At 41.2% G+C, this 22,883-nt stretch carries 15 protein-coding genes; 11 read left to right on the top strand and 4 right to left on the bottom strand.

What is annotated here, in order from left to right; translation table 11 throughout:
* The first annotated feature begins 340 nt into the window (after window positions 1-340).
* From RMZ95_RS23705 to gshB, 4 genes are all read left to right on the top strand, one after another.
* Window positions 341-1,222 (top strand): 2OG-Fe(II) oxygenase, encoded by an 882-nt coding sequence (locus tag RMZ95_RS23705; protein ID WP_322682502.1) that lies wholly within the window; start codon window positions 341-343, stop codon window positions 1,220-1,222.
* Window positions 1,223-1,669: 447 nt separating this feature from the next.
* Window positions 1,670-3,094, top strand: coding sequence for an XDD4 family exosortase-dependent surface protein (locus tag RMZ95_RS23710; protein ID WP_409883624.1), 1,425 nt, complete (start codon window positions 1,670-1,672; stop codon window positions 3,092-3,094).
* A gap of 521 nt (window positions 3,095-3,615) precedes the next feature.
* Window positions 3,616-3,888, top strand: a complete 273-nt coding sequence (grxC, locus tag RMZ95_RS23715) for a glutaredoxin 3 (protein ID WP_190893995.1) — start codon at window positions 3,616-3,618, stop codon at window positions 3,886-3,888.
* 231 nt (window positions 3,889-4,119) lie between these two features.
* Complete coding sequence (gene gshB, locus RMZ95_RS23720) at window positions 4,120-5,094, top strand: glutathione synthase (protein WP_322682503.1); 975 nt, start codon at window positions 4,120-4,122, stop codon at window positions 5,092-5,094.
* A gap of 524 nt (window positions 5,095-5,618) precedes the next feature.
* Here the strand turns inward: gshB and ftsZ are convergent.
* The 3 genes from ftsZ to RMZ95_RS23735 all read right to left on the bottom strand — a co-directional run bounded on the left by ftsZ (window position 5,619) and on the right by RMZ95_RS23735 (window position 8,845).
* On the bottom strand, window positions 5,619-6,935 hold the full coding sequence (gene ftsZ, locus RMZ95_RS23725) for a cell division protein FtsZ (RefSeq protein ID WP_322674396.1): 1,317 nt from the start codon (window positions 6,933-6,935) through the stop codon (window positions 5,619-5,621).
* 60 nt (window positions 6,936-6,995) lie between these two features.
* A complete protein-coding gene (locus RMZ95_RS23730; protein ID WP_322682504.1) occupies window positions 6,996-7,283 on the bottom strand; it encodes a hypothetical protein in 288 nt (95 codons plus the stop codon).
* Between the two features lie 728 nt (window positions 7,284-8,011).
* Entirely contained in the window at window positions 8,012-8,845 is an 834-nt protein-coding gene (locus RMZ95_RS23735; protein ID WP_322682505.1) for a cell division protein FtsQ/DivIB, read from the bottom strand.
* Between the two features lie 881 nt (window positions 8,846-9,726).
* Here RMZ95_RS23735 and RMZ95_RS23740 point away from each other — a divergent pair.
* Both RMZ95_RS23740 and RMZ95_RS23745 read left to right on the top strand, forming a co-directional pair.
* Entirely contained in the window at window positions 9,727-11,058 is a 1,332-nt protein-coding gene (locus RMZ95_RS23740) for a P-loop NTPase fold protein (protein ID WP_322674399.1), read from the top strand.
* A 91-nt stretch (window positions 11,059-11,149) separates the two neighbouring features.
* Window positions 11,150-16,198, top strand: coding sequence for a hypothetical protein (locus RMZ95_RS23745; RefSeq protein ID WP_322682506.1), 5,049 nt, complete (start codon window positions 11,150-11,152; stop codon window positions 16,196-16,198).
* A 110-nt stretch (window positions 16,199-16,308) separates the two neighbouring features.
* On the opposite strand, the gene RMZ95_RS23750 is transcribed toward RMZ95_RS23745, so the two are convergent.
* Window positions 16,309-16,656 (bottom strand): hypothetical protein, encoded by a 348-nt coding sequence (locus RMZ95_RS23750; protein ID WP_322682507.1) that lies wholly within the window; start codon window positions 16,654-16,656, stop codon window positions 16,309-16,311.
* Between the two features lie 787 nt (window positions 16,657-17,443).
* Here RMZ95_RS23750 and RMZ95_RS23755 point away from each other — a divergent pair.
* The 5 genes from RMZ95_RS23755 to glyA all read left to right on the top strand — a co-directional run bounded on the left by RMZ95_RS23755 (window position 17,444) and on the right by glyA (window position 22,807).
* Window positions 17,444-18,280 (top strand): photosystem II manganese-stabilizing polypeptide, encoded by an 837-nt coding sequence (locus RMZ95_RS23755; RefSeq protein ID WP_322674402.1) that lies wholly within the window; start codon window positions 17,444-17,446, stop codon window positions 18,278-18,280.
* Window positions 18,281-19,048: 768 nt separating this feature from the next.
* Window positions 19,049-19,825: an RNA polymerase sigma factor SigF gene (locus RMZ95_RS23760; protein WP_322674403.1), complete on the top strand. Its 777-nt coding sequence runs from the start codon at window positions 19,049-19,051 to the stop codon at window positions 19,823-19,825.
* 163 nt (window positions 19,826-19,988) lie between these two features.
* Window positions 19,989-20,876: a hypothetical protein gene (locus RMZ95_RS23765; protein WP_322682508.1), complete on the top strand. Its 888-nt coding sequence runs from the start codon at window positions 19,989-19,991 to the stop codon at window positions 20,874-20,876.
* 2 nt (window positions 20,877-20,878) lie between these two features.
* Window positions 20,879-21,127 carry a hypothetical protein gene (locus RMZ95_RS23770; protein ID WP_322682509.1) on the top strand — a complete coding sequence of 83 codons (249 nt, stop codon included), beginning with the start codon at window positions 20,879-20,881 and terminating at the stop codon, window positions 21,125-21,127.
* Window positions 21,128-21,523: 396 nt separating this feature from the next.
* Window positions 21,524-22,807 carry a serine hydroxymethyltransferase gene (glyA, locus tag RMZ95_RS23775; RefSeq protein WP_322682510.1) on the top strand — a complete coding sequence of 428 codons (1,284 nt, stop codon included), beginning with the start codon at window positions 21,524-21,526 and terminating at the stop codon, window positions 22,805-22,807.
* Window positions 22,808-22,883: the final 76 nt, after the last annotated feature.

Here is a 22,883-nt window from a genome sequence, read left to right on the forward strand (position 1 = left end):
TAAAGCTTTATCGGTTTATGTGGAATTTGCTGAATGACAATATTATAAAAGACGTGCTAGAACAATTGATTAATGGTATTTTTCTGTTTCGTAGCTGATACAGTAATTGAATTTATCACTAAATAAACTCAATTACATATAAAGATTTAAGCATTGAACTTGTTCTTACTTAATTTTATACAGCAGAATTTAGAATTTAGGAGTAAAACATGCTTTATATCTGGGTAACAGATTTAGCTTGTCTATCTCACAACTTTAAATCTGCTATAAGTACTCTATTAACCTTTCAGTATGACTTTTAGAGTTATCTCATTTATCAACATTATAGAAAGAGAGGTATATGCAATTAGCTTCACAGCAATTTGAGTCAAAAGATGTCAAAGTACAGGTTCTTTTAACTGGAGGACATCAATACACCGTTTATTTAAAATCAGATGCACCTATACTGCATAGCCTTTTAACAACAGTTGTGGCTCGTGCTTACAAACAAGAATCTGAGTTACAGAATTTATTCCAAATTCCCATCAATGAAGGTCGCTCGGTTTTGTGTTTTCCTAGCGAACATCTTATAGGCGTGGTTACAGAACCCCCAATTTTTGTACAGCAATCAGATAAAATACAACTGCAAAATGATTATATTTTGGCTTCTGATTATATACAAATAGATAATTTTCTTAAACCAGAAGAACACAAGAATTTAGTTGAATACATCTTTAAAAAAGAGTCGGATTTTTTGCCAAGCAATACTTCTACCAACGACATTAATTATCGCCAATCAATGGTTATCTACTCATTCCCTGAATTTTCAGAACTGATATTAAAGAGAATTCAAGCAATGATTCCTGATATCTTGAGCAAATTAAACTTACCATCATTTTCTGTATCACAAATTGAAAGTCAACTCACTGCACATAATGATGGTAACTATTACAAACTTCATAATGATAATGGCAGTTCAGATACTGCTACTAGAGAGCTAACATACGTTTATTACTTTTATCAAGAACCAAAATCATTTTCTGGTGGAGAGTTGCTGATCTACGACAGCAAAATTGAAAATAACGTATATGTAAATGCTGAGACGTTCAAAACAGTTGAACCTCGCAACAACAGCATTGTATTCTTTCTCAGCCGTTATATGCACGAAGTACTGCCTGTGAATTGTCCCTCTCAAGCTTTTGGAGATAGTCGATTTACTATCAATGGCTGGTTGCGTCGATAAGCGAATTCAGTATAATCACTATACACTACCACAATGAATATTTAACTTTAGGGAAGGCGATCGCCTTCCCTAATTTCTTACAACCTCATAGCTAATCGATTTTCTAAGTAATATCTTTCATTGACTTATAAATAGTTTATCAATATTGATTAAGTAATTTATTTATTATTTTTAAATAAAGATTTAATTCTCTAATTAAAACTAGAATTATTACGTAATTATAATAAAATTTTTCTCGTAGTATAAATACTTAATAAGTATAATTAGTTAAAAATAAGTCATTTTTTGATCGTGTATTAAATTTTTGATAAAGCTTAAAAAAAGCAGTACTAAATCTTTTTTTTCTATGTCAATTTAGATAAGAAAATGATGTCCATGATGCTCGTATAAACATCATTATTAGGAAGCTTTTTCATATCTTGTTTAAGACAAAGAGGTTTAATTTACATGTCTCAAGCTTATTCAAAAAAAGTAATTGGTTATATAAGTTGTGGTCTATTATCATTCACCTTAGCTTTAGGGTCACAACTACCCCAAGCACAGGCTGGCAACGGTAACGGTAATGGTAACGGCAACGGCAACAAAAATACACCAGCACCTGCTCCAGCACCAGCACCTGCGCCAGCGCCAGCACCTGCTCCTGCGCCAGCACCTGCTCCAGCACCAGCGCCAGCGCCAGCGCCAGCACCTGCTCCAGCACCTGCTCCAGCACCTGCTCCAGCACCTGCACCCAAGAGTTTGGGTTCTATAAGTTTTTCAGCTACAGGAACCAATACCTACGACAAATCTAACGATCCTCTGGCAGCGTCGGTTCTTTTTAATTACCTAGACAATGGTTTATTGTCACTGACCCTGACTAACAAATCTTCTGTAGGAATCTCAAATCCTTCTGATGTTCTGACCTCAGTTTTCTGGGACTATGCTGGTTCTGCCCTAAACAACTTATCGCTAGTTTCGGCTCTAGCTCCGACAGTAACCTCAAGCGCAGGCTCTACCACTACAAAGAATGTTGATCTTCTAGCTCTAAAGGAATGGAAATTGCCAAACACGAGTAATACTGGAGGACTTCCTGGCATTGACCAACACTACGGTCTGGGTACAGCTGGCTTAGGCATTTTCCAAGGTGGCGGTGGACAGCAATTCAATTACGGCATCATCAGTGGTTACGCTAATGATGCAAATCCAGCCGTGAGTTCGGGGACTTTTGTTCAAAGTTCAGCTACTTTCCTGCTATCAGGGCTAGCCTCCGACTTTGACATCACTAAGATTGGCAACATCCGTTTTCAGTACGGTACATCACTAAGCGAAACTAGTATACAACCTGCCACAGCACCTGCTCCAGCACCTGCGCCAGCACCCGCGCCAGCACCTGCACCTGCTCCAGCACCTGCGCCTGCTCCTGCACCTGCTCCTGCACCTGCACCCGCTCCTGCCCCTGCACCCGCGCCCGCGCCTGCGCCAGCACCTGCTCCAGCACCCGCACCTGCTCCAGCACCTGCACCTGCTCCAGCACCTGCGCCAGCACCTGCACCCGCACCTGCACCTGCTCCAGCACCTGCTCCAGCACCTGCACCTGCACCCGCACCAGCACCTGCACCTGCACCCACACCAGCACCTGCACCTGCTCCAGCACCCGCACCTGCACCTGCTCCAGCACCCGCACCTGCACCTGCTCCAGCACCTGCACCTGCGCCAGCACCTGCACCCGCACCTGCTCCAACACCTGTACCATCAGTACCGCCTTACTATCAACCCCCTGCACCTCAACCGAAAAAAGTACCTGAACCCAGTACAACCGCAGCATTAGGATTATTTGCCTTGGGTGTTTTCAGACTCAAGAAGAAAAACAAAAAAAATATTTCCCAAAATTAAACCACACTGTTGAGTTTTAGTAGGAGAAAGCTTAAATATGGGTTTAGAAATGCTTATGCTCTTCTAGACCCATTTTTGTTAGAGGTAAGAAACGCTAAACTAGAACTCACCTCAATAATTCCTGCTTTTTAATTAGCGCTTAGTAGCGAAAAAATTTGAGCGACAGAAACAATCTAAATATAATTACTGCTATTGCTAGCATTTAAACTGAAATATTATTAGCTGGTTAGGTCAGATGCAAAATAAAAATAATCTACATAATAGTTGGCTAGCTTAACCTTGGAGTTTAAATAAAGCTGCGTAAATAATTCAAGGTTTGTAGACGCTACGTGTAGCTTGCTTTCCCAAAGAGATACACTACAAATTAATCTCAATATTTTTACATTACTTAACATTACTTTTATTTATTTTTGCCTACTTACATCAGCGCCTTCTGTAGATTAGGTTATGAATGAATAAAGCAGTCACAGTCAGTGGCAAAGCTCTAAAATTAAAAAGTATTAAATCAAGTTGAGGATATCATGGCTGCAAAAGTAGAAATTTACACTTGGAGGACTTGCCCGTTTTGCATTCGTGCTAAAAGTTTGCTGAAAAACAAGGGTGTTGAATTTATCGAATACAGCATTGATGGGGATGAAGCAGCCAGAAATAAAATGGCTCAAAGAGCAAATGGACGCCGTTCTTTACCGCAAATTTTCATCAATGACGATCATATTGGTGGTTGTGATGATATCCACGCTTTAGATAGTCAAGGCAAGCTGGATGAGCTACTAACTTCTAGCAATAGCGTATAGGTTCAGAAGGTATTGCGATAGCGACAAACCACTGCAATTACACGGTAGTCGCTACAATTCTAGAAAAATAACACGCTGCCTTGTCTACAGGTTTCCTCACAAAACCAATCTGTCCACAAGACTTTACCCTCCAGATTCTACTCAGCAGTACATATGTACGTCAATTGGTGAGAGCATCAAGAGATAATAATTGAATAACCATTTAATTTCTTGGTGATTGAGGTATAAAGGGTGAAACTGGCTTTTATCATTGATCCCATCCATCTACTTGACCCGTGTCATGATACTAGTGTTGCCCTAATTGAAGCAGCGCAAATCCTGGGACACGAAGTTTGGGTGACTCAAGCAAATTTGCTGAGTGTGGCGGAGGGCAAAGCTTTGGCTGTTCTACAGCGAGTTGAAGTTGTACCAGTACAGTTGGTAGAGGGACGCTGGGTAGCGGCGAATCTTTGGTATAAGTTAAGCGATTCCTCCTTAACTTCTTTAGAGACAATGGACGCCGTATTTATGCGGACAGATCCACCTGTCAATGATTCCTACCTCTATGCCACCTACATTCTGGATTATATCGATCAAAATAAAACCTTGGTGATTAACAGTGCCAGTGGCATCCGAGGGGCAAATGAAAAAATGTACGCCCTCCAGTTTACCAAAGCGATTCCTGAAACGATTGTCAGTGCTGATAAGCAATTTATCCGGCAATTCGTGGAAGCAAAGGGGGCAGCAGTTCTCAAACCGTTGGGTAATAAAGCTGGCGAAGGAATTTTGTTTTTGCAATCAGGCGATCGCAATTTTAACTCTATTGTTGAACTCAGTACCCTCCAAGGTAAAGTACCAGTAATGGTACAAACCTATTTACCAGAGGCGAAAGAAGGAGATAAGCGAATTATCTTGCTCAATGGTGAACCAATTGGTGCGCTCAATCGCCTCTCTAGTGGAACTGATTTTCGCAATAATATGGCAACTGGTGGTACAGTTGCTCAAACCGAAATTACCCCAAGAGAGTATGAAATTTGTACCCAAGTAGCCGAACGCTTACGTCAAGACGGCTTAATTTTTGTGGGTATTGACGTTATCGGTGGCTACCTAACTGAAGTTAACGTCACTAGTCCTACCGGAATTCGTGAGATTGACCGTCTAGATGGTACTCGCCTTGGTCATCAGGTTATTCAATGGATTGAACAGAGACTAAAAATCCAAAAATAATTTACATTTATTTTTTTGTTTCATGTCCTAACTTTCCAGCAAACAGACTTCTTTTGGACACTTGCGTGGGCTTGTTTCCTACGCTACTTGTTTTAAGTAAATATATTTACTTGTACGGAATATGAGTTTAGTAGATCGTAAAGGGTAGATGCATTCATGTCTACGATCGCCTGTAACGCTCGTGACGCTTAATGACTCGCTAACGCTGTGCTATCGCCTTTCTTTGGGAGAAGACTGAAGACTTGCTAACACTGCGCTATCAGTGATGCATCCATAGTTGGGCAGGTATTCCTATTGTTTTGTTCTGAAAGCATAGCTGGACATGCAAGCCAGTAGACTCCTGCCCAAATTCATTCTATAAAGTAGCCTTGACAAGTTTTTTTACCAATTGGCAAAATTGGGTATGGCAAAAGATTGCTTATCCCTGCCCTTGGTAAAACCCTGGTGGCAGTAGCAGATTTTATACAGCGTTCAGCCTGACCGGAGACTGCTAAGTTAATCTAAAATCCCAAATTCCAAATCTTTTAATTCCTTGGTGTACGTCGGTTTCTCAGAAAATCAGGGATATCTAATCCAGGTTTTTCCTTTGGTTCTGGAATTGGAGTTGGGGTTGGAGTTGAACTTGGAGTTGAGGTTGGGGTATTAACTGTCGGTTGCTGTGTTGTTGGACGCTTCGAGGTATTAGGTGCTACTCGAACGTTAGCCACGCTTTGTTGTACCGCAGCTTGCACTTCACCTGTAAATCCAGTGGCAATTACAGTAATTCTTACCTCACCTTGGAGCCTGTCATCAATTACAGCCCCAAAAATAATATTGGCGTTGGGATCGACTACTTCATAGATTGCTTCTGCCGCTGCATTAACTTCATGCAAAGTCAGGTCAGTACCACCTGTAATATTAAATACAACTCCTCTAGCGCCTTCAATAGAACACTCTAGTAATGGTGAAGAAATAGCTGCGATCGCAGCTTCTCTGGCTCTAGATTTTCCAGAACTAACGCCAATTCCCATCAATGCCGATCCCGCATCTGCCATAACTGCTCGGACATCAGCAAAATCAACGTTTACCAAACCGGGGATTGTGATGATATCAGAAATACCTTGCACCCCTTGCCGCAGTACATCATCTGCATAACGAAAAGCCTCTTGCACAGGCGTTTGTTCGGGGATCACTTCCAGCAGTTTGTTGTTGGGGATAATGATCAGTGTATCTACTCTACTTTTTAGTCCTTCAATACCTTGTTCTGCTTGACTAGTGCGGCGGCGTCCCTCAAAAACAAATGGACGTGTGACTACACCAACAGTGAGGGCACCCATTTCTTTGGCCACTTCTGCCACGATTGGTGCTGCACCCGTCCCAGTACCACCCCCCATACCAGCAGTGATAAATACTAAATCTGCACCCTCTAAAGCCGTAGCAATTTCGTCCCGTGATTCCTCAGCTGCCTTTTGACCAATAGCAGGATTACCACCTGCTCCTAAACCCCTCGTTAGCTTCTGCCCAATTTGCAATCGACTTGGAGCGCCAGCTAAGGTAAGAGCTTGGGCATCAGTATTAATTGACCAAAACTCTACGCCAGAGACATCAGACTCGATCATGCGGTTAACAGCATTGCCACCACCACCACCGACACCAATCACTTTGATGTTGGCGACCCGACCAGGAACAATCTCACCAATTCGGCTATTTTCCGGAGAAATTTTTTTATTATCGTGATTTTGCCCGAAGTTCAGCCCAGAGTTATTAAAGGGATTGGTCGAGTTAACTGCCAGAGAGAACCCCGGCTGTCCCGTAGATTGGGAATTTTTATAGTTAAGTCCTTGGTTATTATCAAGTGTCATTGGATTTGTGAAAGGGTAGATAAACGACTTTTTCAGGTGTTATTCACCTAAGAGTCAACTTTAGTTTGACAATGCCACAATAATATGGCGTTGTTCTTTATTGTTTTCACTACTGCCAAGCCTAACAGAATTGGCAGTGCGAAAATTTGCTATGGGATGAGCTTTTAACACAGCCGATCGCACAGCCAATTCTAGAGAAGTATACCTATATTTATCTAAAACTGACCTGTATAACTTCAACCAGACATTAATCTCTTGATTATTCTCAGCGGCGGGCATAACTGGTAAAGACACACTACAGCGTATCTTCTCTGTCTCAATAATAATATTGTTAATAAGTTTTACCATTGGGCATAATTGCAGCTTTAGACACAAAATTTACCTTCTACTTACTTATGCTTAAGTTAAACTAAGCAAGAATTTACTTGTCAGACTATACCTGATTAATTTGTTGTTTGGGTGGTCTCAATGGACACTTTGTTGAAGCAATAGTCTATCTTACAAGAACCCTCACTAGTGCGGCCAACAAATCAAGATTTCCTAAGAGATTTCGTCACCTAATAGGAATTACAGCACAGAACAGTCCAAACTTATTGCCCAGAAGCAATGCTTACGCAATTTTGGCTGGCATTTTTCGTTACAGATTGAAACTTCGGTAAACTGTCTTTGGAAGTGTCCTCAACAGACCAAAGCCAGAGCCTTTTTGCTTCTGCACTTGGATGGCGGCATAAACCGTTCCATCAGTGACTTCTGCTCACGAGTCTGAATCTGAATGAAAAGCTCAAGCAATGTTCTCTTTTTTGCACTGGGTTTAGTCAAGGAATGTATGGGCAGAAGGCGTTTTATACGCGATAGGCCATCATTAGACTGTCTGACATTTTGCACCCTACTATTAGATGTTAGGGTAACAATTGAGGGTCTGTTACTCGCAATAGAGATTTTATGATTGATTTTCTCATTTTAATTAGAAGTTAATGCCGATTTTCGGGCGATTTGCTGGAAAACTGAAAATAATAAATATATTTATCAGCATAAAGCTTCTTAATTTACTAGGAACTATCAAAATAATAAACACGCTAGATGTTTTTAGGAATTTTGGCAGTTAATTTTTGATCTTTTTGGTTCATTTGTACTAATGGAAGTTCAGGATTTTTCAGATCGATATACTCTATTTGACCAGAATTAAATTTTGTTGCTAAATGACGCATTTGGGCGAGTACCTTAAATTGTTCAGACAATTGGGGACTTGGTACACCGAGATGCACGTTTCCTAATTCTGTTTTCAAAATTAAATTTGTTGGATTTTGGCAATCAATTTCTATAACTTTCACGGGACTTTGACTCACAGCTTCATGGAGTTGAGTCCAGTAAAGGCAATATTGATTTGGCGAACCAATTACTCTGAGATTTGGTAATTTTTTAGTAGGATTCAGTGATGTATATTTTTCTAAAGGCATCCAGGCCCCACTTGCATCTAGTAAGCCGATTGTTACTTTTTTGTTGCCACGTGTTTGAGTTACCGCTACAGGTACTCGTTCTTGGATTTCAATGATTAATCCAGGAGGAAATAGGCGGCGTCTGACGATCGCTTGGGCAATAGTTGGCTGTTTTTTCAAAGAGTTAGCGATCGCTGACGGTTCAATCCGCCACAAAGACTGAGGGTAAGACAGCACCAACAATGACTGAGTTGTTTGATCTGACAGCAATTTATTGCCTGATTTCATCACTATTTGTTTGGGAGCCTTTAGCGTCCACATCGGTTGGACTGCCACCCACAACAATCCACCCGCTAAACCAGTAATGGCAAAGGTTCGCCAAATAGCTTGAATAATTTTCATCTGCCGCTGCCGACGCAATTTCTGGCGACGCTGGGCTAGATGCGTGCGGGAAACTGATATTATGCCAGCCATTCACACCCCTTTTTGGTTGCAATCTAAATTCCTTAACAAGCTCGTATCATTATTAATTTCAGTAAACACTGTTGGCATCTTTTAGCCGCTCTCCTCAAGACTTTTTTTATTTTTAGTAACACTTTACAGTAACTACACAATGATTATGGCGCTAGTAATTAGTTCTATTAAAGTTTCCGGTGTCCATTTTTAACTGACTGTAGTCTTTTTGACAAGTTATTTTTGAAGATTTTTCCTTAAAGATTACAAAATATTAATTGAGATGTGTGGAATTTGGCTTTCTTGACAAATAGAATGTGAAATGATACATGAGTATTCCTGGATCTCTGTATACCTTGCTATAATTCATACCAGTTACACCCATCAGCCATCCAAACTGAGAACCATGAAAATTTGTAGTTTTTTTTACTTGCTCCCTAAACCATATAATTTTGTGGCATGTCAAACACAAGGGAGAGATTGTCAAAACTTCAATAGCAGGTGTAAAAAGGACAGATATGCTTAAGACCTGACAGGTAGAGCGTCACCAATAAAAGATGAAATCCTTGCCAGGTAAGGGTATAGGAAATAGAGTGTAGGTTCTGAAAAATCAAGAAAAGTAAAAATAAGTGCGAACATAAATAAAGTTATTCGTCACTATACCCCACACCCTACACCCCACACCCAAAAGCTTTGTAGATAATGGGTTTGCATTATCTTAGTGCCATTTGCTATTAGGATCGATTAAATCTCTACCATACTACTGACAGTAATCTGGCGACAAGTACTGTCTTTTGCAAGACACTACCACCTTGCGAGTCAATCCTCTATCTACATCCTAGATAGGGATTAATTGTATAAAGAATTCAAACTAAACTGCATCTACATAAACCTCTACATACATGAAAACGACATTAAATTTGTCACGTTTTTATAAAGCATGTAACCCTAGCTACACGCTAAATATAAGTAACGTACTAGATCGGCAGTATTACATAGATTTTGCTGATGTACGTGGTTGCAAGATTGTCGAAGAATTGCAGCGAACTATTATTCGGATTTCTCCTGATGAGCCAACCTGCCAGTTATTTACGGGTCACATTGGCTGCGGTAAGTCAACGGAATTGCAGCGCCTCAAGACAGAACTAGAATTGGCGGGATTTCATGTGGTTTATTTTGAGTCCAGTCAAGACTTAGATATGGCGGATATTGATGTCAGCGATATTTTGCTGAGTGTAGCCCGTCAAGTCAGTGCCAGTTTAGAAGGGATTAGCATTAAACTCAAACCTGGTTACTTTACCAATTTGTTTAAAGAAGTAGGCGATTTTTTGCAAAGCCCTATAGAACTTTCTGGACAAGCAGAGTTGTCCTTGGGTATTGCCAAAATTACCGCCAAAACCAAAGATAGCACCCAGATGCGGAATCAACTGAGGCAATATCTGGAACCACGTACCAATAGTATTTTGCAGGCGATTAACGAAGAGATTTTAGAAAAGGCTGTTGAACAGCTAAAGCTAAGGGGTCAAAAAGGACTGGTAGTGATTGTAGATAATTTGGATCGAGTAGATATGCGTCCCTTAGCATCCGGGCGATCGCAACCAGAATATCTCTTCATTGACCGAGGCGAACAGTTACGCCGACTTAAATGCCACCTAGTTTACACAATTCCTCTAACGTTAATTTTCTCCAATGAGTATGAGACACTGAAAAATCGTCTGGGGGGAGGGATTGCACCAAAAGTACTACCGATGGTATTAGTGCGGCAAAGAGATGGCAGTGACTACGAACCAGGAATGTCACTAGTGCGCCAGTTAGTTCTAGCTAGAGCTTTTCCAGAAGTTCCTTTGAATAGCAGACTTTCATTAATTACAGAATTATTCGATCGCTCCGAAACCTTGGATCGTCTATGTCGCGTTAGTGGTGGTCACATTCGTAACTTATTAGGCTTACTTTATAGCTGCCTGCAACGACAAGATCCGCCTTTTTCTAGGGACTGCTTAGAAGCCGTGATTAAGGACTACCGCGACGATTTGCTATTAGCTATTGATGAATCCCAGTGGGAATTATTGTTTGAAGTAGTACAGCAGCAGAGAGTTAAAGGTGAGTCTGACTATCAGAGCTTACTAAGAAGTATGTATTTGTTTGAATATCGAGATCCTGTGGGGCGCTGGTTTGGCATCAGTCCAGCCTTGGCAGAAACAGAAAAAGTTTTGGCTTGGCAACAAAATAAGTAACAGTCAATTGTCATTTGTTATTGGTCATTAGTTCACTAACAAATGACCAATGCCTCATATCCAATGCCCCATATCCAATGCCCCATATCCAATGACTAATGACAAACAGCTACGCGTCTACACCAAAGAAAATCAGCATACTTTACAAAGATTGATTAGAGCGATCGCACTTTCCGAAGGTCAATTTGCTCTGATTTTAGTTCGATGCAACTATGGGCGATTACGCGAGCAAATGTTAGAGAATATTCGCTCGAACACTAAAGAAATTTATATCAGAGAAATCGTTCTCAATCCATCAACTACTTCTTTACACAGCACAATAATTTCAGAACTATCTTTAGATAATCCTGCCGTCCTTACAGACTCTTTACCGTCTGCTGTAATGATTTTCGGTATTGAATCAACTACCGACCTAGAAAACTTACTTACAGGTATCAACCAAGCACGAGATATCTATGCTGCTACTTTTCCATTTCCAGTCGTGTTGTGGCTACAGGATGAAGTAGCATCATTGCTTTCAAGATTAGCGCCTGATTTCAAAAGCTGGGCTGCAACCACTATCAAATTTGAAATGGCCAAAGCAGATTTAATTGCTTTGATATCTCAAGAGGAAGAATCTTTATTTGAAAAAGTTTTAGAAGCAGGTGCTGAAACGTTTTTATCTAATGCCTTCCTAGATTTAGATCCTAAGTCGCAACACCGCCACGAAATAGAATCAGCACGTAATGATTTACTACGCCTATATAACGTTAAATTAACACCAGGATTAGAAGCTAGTTTAGAATTTGTGTTGGGGCGAGATAAATACGCCAACGATCAAATTAATGGTGCTTTAGCCAATTATCAAAGAAGCCTAGCATTATGGCAGCAAGAAGCTAGGAGAATAGCAGAGTGGGAGAGTAATTCTTCTTTGCCCTTCTCATGTCCTCATCCTATGCCCCCCTCATCTTTACTCAAGCAAGCAATAGTACTATTCCACTTGGGGCTTTGTTATCACCGAATGGCAGATTTATATCAGAATACTAGTAGCTATTGCGAACATGCTCTGCTGTGGTTTAAACAATGCTTAGAGCTATTGGAGGAGGTACAAAGAGAAGACTTAGTTGCTAAATTCATTTTGCCTGCTTGTGAAATGCTGCAACGCTTACAAGCTTGGGATGACTTAAAAGAATTAGCTCAAAAGTCATTAAACCTACATAAAACTTATGGAACTCCCGCACAAGTTGCTCAAAATTATGGATTTTTGGCAAATGTGGCGGCTTCGGAATCGAATTGGGTACTGGCTCATGAATTAGCAAATACAGCACTTTCTATTTCCGAAGAAGTAACACAAGTCTCTCTGCGAGACGCTTTGCGAAGACGACGACAAGAAAGTTGGTATCTTCTGTTGCTAGCACGCACACAACGGCATTTGGGTGAGTGCGAGGAAGCTATCAATAACTTGGAATGGGCAAGGGTAGTTTGTGAGCTACAACATCAGCCATTACTATACTTAGAGATTTTAGAGGAACTGCGATCGCTTTACTTTTTTGAGTGTCATAACTATACAGAAGCCTTTAAGCTGAAGCAAGAAAAAATTAAAATAGAACATCAGTATGGCTTTCGTGCCTTTATCGGAGCAAGTCAATTACAGCCACAACGCCCTAGAATTAACCCAGTACTAGAACCTCACAAAATACCGTTTATTCCTGAAGAAATTGCTCAAGAAATATCTGCTTCTGGACGGCAACAAGATGTCAATCGCTTAATTGAAAGAATTGCCCGCGCTGACTACAAACTCACAGTTATTTATGGGCCATCTGGTGTAGGGAAAAGTTCAATTCTCAAAGCTGGTTTAGTCCCAGCACTCAAGGGAAAAGTTATTGGTGAACGTATTCCTATACCGATTGTTTTGTCTGTTTATACTGATTGGATAACAATCTTGAGTAGCAGTATCAACCAAGCATTAGCATACACAGGAATATCGGTTAATATTGACTCTACACCTACCATAATACTAGAAAGAATTCGGCTAGCATCTGAGCGCAATTATACAATAGTTATCATATTAGATCAGTTTGAAGAATTTTTCTTTGTTAATAATCCTCCTACACAAAGAATAGAATTTTATAAATTTTTTAGTGAATGTTTAAATATTTCTTATGTAAAAATTATTCTTTCATTACGAGAAGATTATTTACATCATTTGTTAGAGTTTGAACGTTTGAGTCAGAAAAATAGTACTGGCTTATATGATTTAGGAGTAATTAATAAAAATATCCTTGATAAGGATATTCGCTACTATTTAGGAAAATTCTCTAGCCGAGATGCCAAAGCCATAATTCACAGCCTTACTCAACGTTCACATTATGAACTAAGTGAAGAATTGATTAACCGATTAGTCCAGGATTTGACAGGAGAACTAGACGAAGTACATCCAATTGAATTACAAATAGTCGGCGCTCAACTACAAATAGAAAACATTACGACACTTGCAGAATATAAGCTTTGTGGTGGCTCGGCAAAATTAGTGGAACGCTGGTTAGGGGAAGTTATCAAAGACTGCGGTCAAGAGAACGAAGATTTAAGTTGGAAATTATTATTTGAATTAACAGATGAAAAGGGGACGCGACCTTTAAAAACTAAAGCTGATTTAGCAGCTGCATTAGTTAATAATTATGATATAGATACGATATCAAGCTTTGACAAAGTTGGAGAACTGATTTTAGAAATATTGGTGGGTTCAGGCTTGGTATTGCGAGTCAGAGAAGAGTTAGGCGATCGCTACCAGTTGGTTCACGATTATTTAGTTGAACCAATTCGCCAAAAGAACAACTATGGTATGCTCGCCGAATTAGAAAAAATAAAACTTGAAAAAACTAGAGCCGAAGCAGCCCAACAACTTAGTCAAAAGCAACTAAATTTGGTATTGCAACGACGACTGCGGGAAGCACGGATAGCAGGTGCAATCCTAGCAATTATGGGAGGAACAATAGCAGCGTTATGGTGGCAAGCCGACTTACAAAAAAGAGCAGCAATCCGCCAAACTCTACGAGCTGAACGTAGTGAAACCAACTTGAAAATTAGTGGAATCGCTGCTGCTAGCGAAGCTCTGTTTGCATCTAATAAAGAATTTGATGCCTTATTAGAAGGTTTGCGGGCTTGGAGAAAACTGAAACAAGCAGAGATCGTGCAGCCAGATACCCGAATGCGGGTGGTAACAGCCTTACAACAAGCAGTTTACGGGGTAACTGAGGTTAACCGTCTGGAAGGGCACACTGATGTTGTCTGGGGAGTAACTTTTAGCCCAGATGGTCAGTTGCTAGCATCAGGCAGTAAAGATAAAACAGTGAAACTTTGGCGTCCTGACGGTACCTTACTCCAAACCCTTAAAGGTCACACTGGTGCTGTTACCTGTGTAAGTTTCAGCCCTGATGGTCAAACTCTAGCATCCGCCAGCATTGACAAAACAGTGCAAATCTGGCAAAAAAACCCGGTTACAGATGAATTTGACCCTAAACCATATAAAACCCTGAAAGGATACGGAGATTCGGTTGACAGCGTTAATTTCAGTCCTGATGGTGAGTTGTTAGCTACTGGCGGTAAGGATACAACTGTAAAACTCTGGCACAAAGACGGTAGCCTAGTAAAAATACTGAGAGGACATCGAGGGTGGGTTAACTGGGTAAACTTTAGTCCCGATGGTCAATTCATCGCCTCGGCCAGCGACGATAAAACAGTAAAAATCTGGCGACGGGACGGTAGCCTTGTTACAACTTTGCAGGGACATCAACAAGCTGTGATGATAGCTGTTTTCAGCCCAGACGGTAAATTCTTGGCCTCAACAGGTCGAGATAAAACAGTGAAACTTTGGCTCAGGGAAAGTAACAGCACTAAACACAGTTTTGACTTTCGTCCTTACAAAACTTTACGGCAGCATCGCAGTACAGTGTGGAGTTTGAGCTTTAGTTCCGATAGTAAAAAGTTAGCTTCTGCAGGTGAAGATAAAACCATAAACCTCTGGAGTATTACTGGTACTTTACTCAAAACCTTCAAAGGACACAGCGATGATGTTGTCAGTTTAGCTTTCAGCCCAAAAAACAAATTGCTAGCTTCAGGAAGTTTCGACAAAAGTATAAAACTATGGAGTTTAGATGCTCCAAGACCGTCTATTCTTCAAGGGCATCGGAAGCGAGTTTTGAGCGTTGCTTGGAGTCCGGATGGCCGGATGCTAGCTTCTGGTAGTCGCGATCGCACTGTCAAACTTTGGCAACGATACACCAGCAGTGGCGAGGTCAAAACTCGACTTTACAAAACTTTGGTGGGGCACAAAAATGAAGTTACTAGTGTCAGTTTTGACCCCCAAGGTGAAATGCTGGCTTCAGGAAGTTTTGACAAAACAGTGAAACTTTGGCGGTTAGACGGTACTTTAATCATGACTCTCCACGGGCATAGTAATAGTGTGATGAGCGTGAATTTCAGTCCTGATGGTCAGTTTTTGGCTTCAGCTAGCAAAGATAAAACAGTGAAACTTTGGGACCGTGAGGGCAAGTTGCTCAAAACCTTAGTGGGGCATCAAGATGCTGTAAATAGTGTAAACTTCAGCCATAATAGTCAAGTTTTAGCCTCTGCCAGTGATGACCAAACTGTTAAACTTTGGCAACGGGATGGTACATTGTTAAAAACTTTCTCACCCCATAACAGCTGGGTGACAGGTGTCAGCTTTAGTCCCACTGACGAGTTACTGGCTTCTGCCAGCTGGGATAACACCGTAAAACTGTGGCGACGGGATGGGACGTTATTAAAAACCTTATTAAAAGGGTACAGCGATAGCGTCAATGCCGTGACTTTCAGCCCCAATGGTGAATTACTCGCCGCCGCCAATTGGGACAGTACAGTGAAACTCTGGAGTCCTGAAGGCAAGTTAATTAAAAGTCTTAATGGACATCGCGCTGGGGTATTAAGTGTCAGTTTTAGCCCAGATGGTCAAACACTAGCATCAGCAAGTACTGACAACACGATAATTCTGTGGAATTTAAATCTTGACGACCTGCTTGTTCGTGGTTGCGATTGGGTGGGTGATTACCTTAAGCACAACCGCAATCTTGAAGAGCGCGATCGCCTTCTTTGCGATGGGATAATCCGTACAAACCGTTTTTAATTACAAATTATGAATTAGGTTGAAGCCTCAATGAGCAACCGCTTTTAGTTTAGCGGTTGATGAGGCGATCGGAGTTATTAATTCAAAGCTAGAAATAAATTTCGAGCTAATCAGCTAAAAGAGCGATCGCTCTCCAAAACTTCATGGCTATTTTCTTCGGGAGCCTCTTGTGGCAAATTCATTAAAAAGGCTTGTAGCCTCATGCGCTCAATGTAGGGCCAGCCTCCCTCAGACTCAATATCTTTCAGCAGTGAGTAAAGTTGGCGGCGGTTAACAGGCAAACTCTCTTGAAAAATCCCATCCCGGATCTCTCGGTGTAACTGCTCTAATTGCCGCAGCAAAGCCAAAAGAGCTACAGTATCGCCTTCACAACCTGTAGCGGCATCATACACCACAGTTGCAATCGCTTGCAGTTTACCAGACAACTTCTCTGATTCAATATTTTTGCGATCGTTCATGCCACCTTTTCCGTATAAATGAGGCCAACTCAAATTTACCGGAGATTTTTAATTTTCCCTAGTTTGTCAGTTGTCTCCATGTTACCGCATCTCCTGAGTTGCCCTAATTAGGGGTGAATATAACTAGATTTGTATCTTTATCAAAAGCAATTGCGATCGCTCCAAAAAGAGCGTAGTAACCTTTAGCATAGGCTTTACAGAAGCTAGATGCGATCGAGACGAGACTTTCTTGGATTTTGAGAACTTTGATTTTGAGTTAAAAAAAATCGTATGATCTGGCTGATTTACCCATCCAACAATGGGCTGTATGTAGTGGCGTCACATACATGATACAAAAAGACTTGGGCGACGACGCTTTTGCAATAAGCAAGAGCAAAGTGCGAAGCAGACACCCCTGTTTGCACTTTTCAAGGCACAAGCATTTATGCTTCTCTGTGTGAGGCTTACTCATACACTCGCCCAACTCCAAACAAATGCCACCAACAGTAAAACTGCTGGTTTTTTGCTCCCCTAGTAACACACATCCAAAATGGATGCAGTGTTCTACTTAGTCTGGGGTTTACACTCCAAGCTCAAGAGAGCGACACGTTTAACTACGTTTAGCAGAGAAAAGTTTGAGCAGCGTCTGACAACTAGACACCCGAACACTTGCTTCAACTCTCTTAATCAGAGCAAAGCCGTGTCCGAACAAAAGTAGCTTTTTGCAGAGTAGCGGCTTCTCATCAGAGATCAAAGCTTCGATGCAGTTTTACAACTTAGATATTAATTTTTGAGATTGAGGTTGACCATGAGGTATCGCGCTTTAATTGTTGCATTCTTGGCTTTGTGCCTGGGGCTAATAACCGCTTGTAGTGATGCTCCTACTACCAGTAGTGGTAGAGATGTACTCACTTACGATCAAATTCGCGGCACTGGCTTGGCTAACAAATGCCCCCAACTAGGAGAAACACGCCGTGGCTCCATTCCCATTGATTCTAGCCAGTCTTATACCATCAAAGAACTTTGCTTGGAACCAACTAGCTTCTTCATCAAAGAAGAACCTGCTAATAAACGCCAAGAAGCAGAATTTGTTGCCGGCAAATTGTTGACCAGATACACTTCCACTATTGACCAGGTGCAAGGTAATCTAAAAGTTAACGCAGATAATAGCCTGACCTTTACGGAAACTGATGGTCTTGACTTCCAAGCCATCACTGTGCAACTTCCTGGTGGTGAGCGAGTACCTTTCCTCTTTACCATCAAAAATTTGGTTGCTCAAAGCCAACCCAGCTTGACCAGTATTAACACCTCTACGGACTTTGAAGGCAGCTTTAAAGTCCCTTCCTATCGTGGTGCTGCCTTCCTAGATCCTAAAGGTCGTGGTGTCGTCAGTGGCTACGATAATGCTGTTGCTCTCCCCGCCCAAGCAGATGATGAACAACTTACCCGCACTAACGTCAAGCGTGCTGAAAATCTCAATGGCAAGATTTCTCTGCAAATCGCTAAAATAGACGGTTCTAGCGGTGAAATTGCTGGCACTTTCGAGAGCGAACAGCCATCTGATACAGATTTAGGTGCTGGCGAACCTAAAGAAGTCAAGATTCGCGGTCTATTTTATGGACGGGTTGAATCGATTCGTGGCTAAATCCTTGAAAGTAAGGTAACTGACTGGCACTCAAAACGACAATTCTGTAACTATTCAGACTTGATCGCAAAAGTTAAACTATCCACCCTCTTGAAAAAAGAGGGTAGATAGATTTTAAAAAAAATGGGGATAAAGGTAAATCTGAGTAAAATTATGGGCAAAATAGCCCTGGCAATTGAAAAAATTTTTATTCCTCAGTCTTATGGGTCACTTGATTTATCCCTTTAACCTTTTTCCTTTCATTAAAACACTATAGACTTAAGTACAAAAAAGGGTGAGATGCCCTTTTTTTATTGGCTTGCGTAAATATACATAATTTTTTTTTAAATTATTAGTAATTTTTAATTATTGGATAAATTTTAGTGGAATGAGCACGTAATTTTACTGTGAATCCAACTTTTGCTTGTGAAATAAAAGCTGGACTACTGTTGTTTCGTTTATCTAAATTAACTTCATGATTAATTAACTCAAGTTAAGTACAATCTCGGTTTGATATTTAGTGATTAATTTTATATTTTATTTCTATGTGGTTCTAAAAAAGCTACAAGTCATATCAAAGATAAATAACCAACTAAATAATGATTTCGCCCATTTAAATTTTGCTCGATTGTCAAGTAACCTATGGAATTTTAATAGAAAGTCTTTATTATCTACCATAGTATTTGCTAGGAAATATATCGCAATATTTCATTTGATATCGTGCGATCGCAGCTGAATTTAAAAAGCGAATAATAATTGATTCTTTATTTGCTCAATAAACCCGGTGCTATGCCTACCACAGTCACCAATGAACTAAAGCACGAAATTTGGCAGTTGTTGCGAGAATATCAGCAATCTCCGTCAGAAAACATCCGCAATCAACTGGTAAAACTCAATTTTGGACTTGTGAGAAAAGAAGCTCACTATTGGACAAATCAATGTCATGAAACCTACGATGATTTGCTCCAGGTTGGATGTTTGGGTTTAATCAGAGCTATTGAAAGATTTGAAATTTCTAAGGGACATGCCTTCAGTTCCTACGCTCTTCCCTATATTCGGGGTGAAATTCAACACTATCTCCGAGATAAAGGTGTCACCGTGCGAATTCCTCGGAAATGGTTAGCGCTCCAACAGCAAGCAATAGGAGTATCACGTTCTTGGCGTGAAAAACACAATCGTCAACCAACCGACTCGGAATTAGCAGCAGCACTGGAAATTTCTCCAAACGAATGGCAAGAAATTAAATTAGCATGGGTCAATCGCGCTCCCTTGAGTCTTGATGTGCCAATCCAAGATGGAGAAGAAGGTTCTACCTGCTTAGGAGAATTGGTTCCAGATCCTCACTATCGCAGCTTTCAACTGGCACAAGAAGACCAACTTCGCTTACAACAAGCGTTGGTTCAGCTAGAAAAACGCACCCGCGATGTGTTGGAATGTGTGTTTTTGCAAGATTTGACCCAAAAACAAGTTGCAGAACATCTGGGCATCAGTGTAGTAACGGTTTCCCGTCGAGTCAAGAAAGGACTGGATTTGATGAAAGAGCTTATGGGTGTGACAGAAGATTGACTGCAAAAAACAAACCGCAGTTATACTGGGTATGCAGTGCTAAAAATAACCCTTGAAATGTAAAAAATTAGGTTATAAAGGGAACATACTTTGCCTTTGATCCAAATTTTAGGCATTGTTTATTTTCACTTTTCAATTTTCCAATGGCTTTTGAGAAAGGCTCATGGGCATAACTTCAAAAATTACAATTGCAGCTATTCTAACTTTGGCGCTCGCCGGATGTGCTTCTGAAGATACACCACAAGCCATCAATCCTGTGCCAGTTCCCAAAATAGCAAAAAAGTCGCCACCAGCGGCTCAATCCTTTAAGAATCCAGTGATACCGGCTAAACAGGTCTCACAAGTTAATCTTGCATCTGTTAACTTGATTCAATCCACGAATGCTACAGAGCGGACACGGGAACTTGTGGTATCAAAAGCTCGAAGCGATCCTTTTGCACAACTTTTCGGGCAGACTATTCCCGGAATGGCTAAAACATCTGGAAGACCAGTTCCCGTGGTTCCTAAACTACCTACTGCATCACTAGCAGTACGAAAACTTCCAACACGCAGAATCGCTTTAAATCCAAAGAAAAACAACGTTTCTTCTGTACCAAAAAAAATCAATCCTACTTTGACTTCAGTTGTACCAAAAAAAGTCAATCCAACTTTGACTTCAGTGTTGCCTAAAGTTTTGCCTCAAGTTGTTCCCAACCCCACTTTAGTCTCTGTATTACCACCACCAGCACAGCCTGAGTTAGCAAGGGCAGTAGTTGTGACTGGTGTAGTTCTAATTAGTAAAGAACCACAAGCAATTATCAAGGTACCGGATGAGCCGACAAGTCGGTATGTACAAGCGGGACAGCGATTAGCAAATGGCGTACTGATTAAACGTATTGAAATGAATCAGGGCTACAACCCCATCGTGATTTTGGAACAATATGGTATTGAAGTTGCCAAAATGGTAGGGGAAGGGACTGTCAAATCAACGTCGTCAGCTGCATCTGCTAGCGGCAACGCTATTTCAGTGACAACGCCCCCCCAAAATACGTTTAATGTGGGAGCTTCATAAAGATGGAGACTAAGGAAATTGAATTCGCTGGTTTGCCTTTAGCTGTTTATAGAGAAATAGCAGCTCATTTACGTCAAGTCGAAGGGGTGGAAGTGGATTTAATTCCCCAGTCATCCCAACAGTTTGATTACAATCAAAGTCAAATTGCTGGCTTGAGCCTCTCGTGGACAGCAAACTCTAGCTTAGAAAGTCGGCAACGAGTTAACCAGATTTTGGCTTACTATCAAAATCGCTATATGAATTCTATTTGATTTTTTGATTTGTGAGAATTGCAACCCGCGGAACCCCGACTTATTAAAGAAGTCGGGGTTCTTGTTGTTCATGAATCATGCTACAGAGCAGCGATGTCTCCGACGGGCTACGCCTACGCACTAAGCATTATTTAACATAGGTTCATAAACAATACTGTCTAACGACCTCACAACACCCAGCAAGGTGAGGATTTCAAAAAGCAACGTTATGATAATTAATGCATTAATCGAGCTTGGGTCTAATAATAAATAAGTTGGCACAAATAAACCTCCAGAGTACGGAGACGATTAATTGCCTCTGTACAGCAGTCAAAAACCATTGCTCTTGACTGTATATTTAGGGGCTGCGCCTAACCAAAATCAGCCGTTGTACAAATTTCCATAAGGATAATTCAAGTGACTAGGACTAATTCAGACTTTCTTTCTTCCAGCGATCCGGCGATCGCAGGGTTAATCAACGACGAACTACAGCGTCAGCAAGATCACTTGGAATTGATTGCTAGTGAAAACTTTACGTCTGCTGCTGTACTGGCGGCTCAAGGTTCGGTACTGACAAATAAATATGCTGAGGGATTACCTGGCAAACGCTACTATGGCGGTTGTGAGTTTATCGACAAAATCGAGCAACTAGCGATCGACCGTGCTAAACAGATATTTGGTGCGGCTCATGCGAATGTACAACCCCATTCTGGCGCACAAGCCAATTTTGCAGTATTTCTATCGCTGCTGGAACCAGGGGACAAAATTATGGGGATGGATTTGTCTCATGGGGGACATCTTACCCACGGTTCTCCTGTAAATTTTTCAGGTAAGTGGTTCCAAGTTAGCCACTACGGTGTCAGTCAACAAACAGAACAACTTGACTACGATCAAATTCGCGAGCTGGCGCTGAGGGAGCGTCCTAAGCTCTTGATTTGTGGTTATTCGGCTTATCCACGTGTAATTGACTTTGAAAAATTCCGTAGTATTGCTGATGAAATCGGCGCTTACTTACTTGCTGATATTGCTCACATTGCTGGTTTAGTTGCCACTGGTCTTCATCCCGACCCCATTCCTCACTGTCACGTGGTAACAACAACTACCCATAAGACTCTACGCGGCCCTAGAGGGGGTTTAATCTTGACTAGCGACGCAGAACTAGGTAAAAAGCTAGATAAATCTGTTTTTCCTGGCAGCCAAGGCGGGCCATTGGAACACGTGATTGCTGCCAAGGCAGTAGCTTTTGGAGAAGCCCTCAAACCTGAGTTTAAAACCTATTCTGCACAAGTGATTGAAAATGCTCGTGCTTTGGCCGAACAACTGCAAAACCGTGGTTTAAAGTTAGTATCTAACGGCACTGACAATCATTTAATTTTGGTAGATTTACGCTCTGTAAGTCTAACTGGTAAGCAGGCAGATCGGCTAGTCAGTAACGTGAATATTACTGCTAATAAGAATACTATTCCCTTCGATCCGCAGTCGCCATTTGTTACTAGCGGTCTGAGGTTAGGTTCGCCAGCAATGACCACACGGGGCTTAGGAGTAGCAGAATTTACCGAGATTGCCAATATTATTAGCGATCGCTTACTTTCTCCAGATTCCGACGTAGTAACCCAAGATTGTCGTCAACGGGTAGCGGCATTGTGCGATCGCTTCCCCTTATATCCTCATCTGGAAATTCCTGTACCAGCATTAGCCTGAGATGATAGTTAGGAGTTAAGAGTTAAGAGTGATGAGTTTTAAGTTTTGAACTTTTAACTCTAACTCCTAACTCCAA

This window comes from Nostoc sp. DedQUE07 (genome assembly GCF_034530975.2).
Taxonomy (GTDB): Bacteria; Cyanobacteriota; Cyanobacteriia; order Cyanobacteriales; family Nostocaceae; genus Nostoc.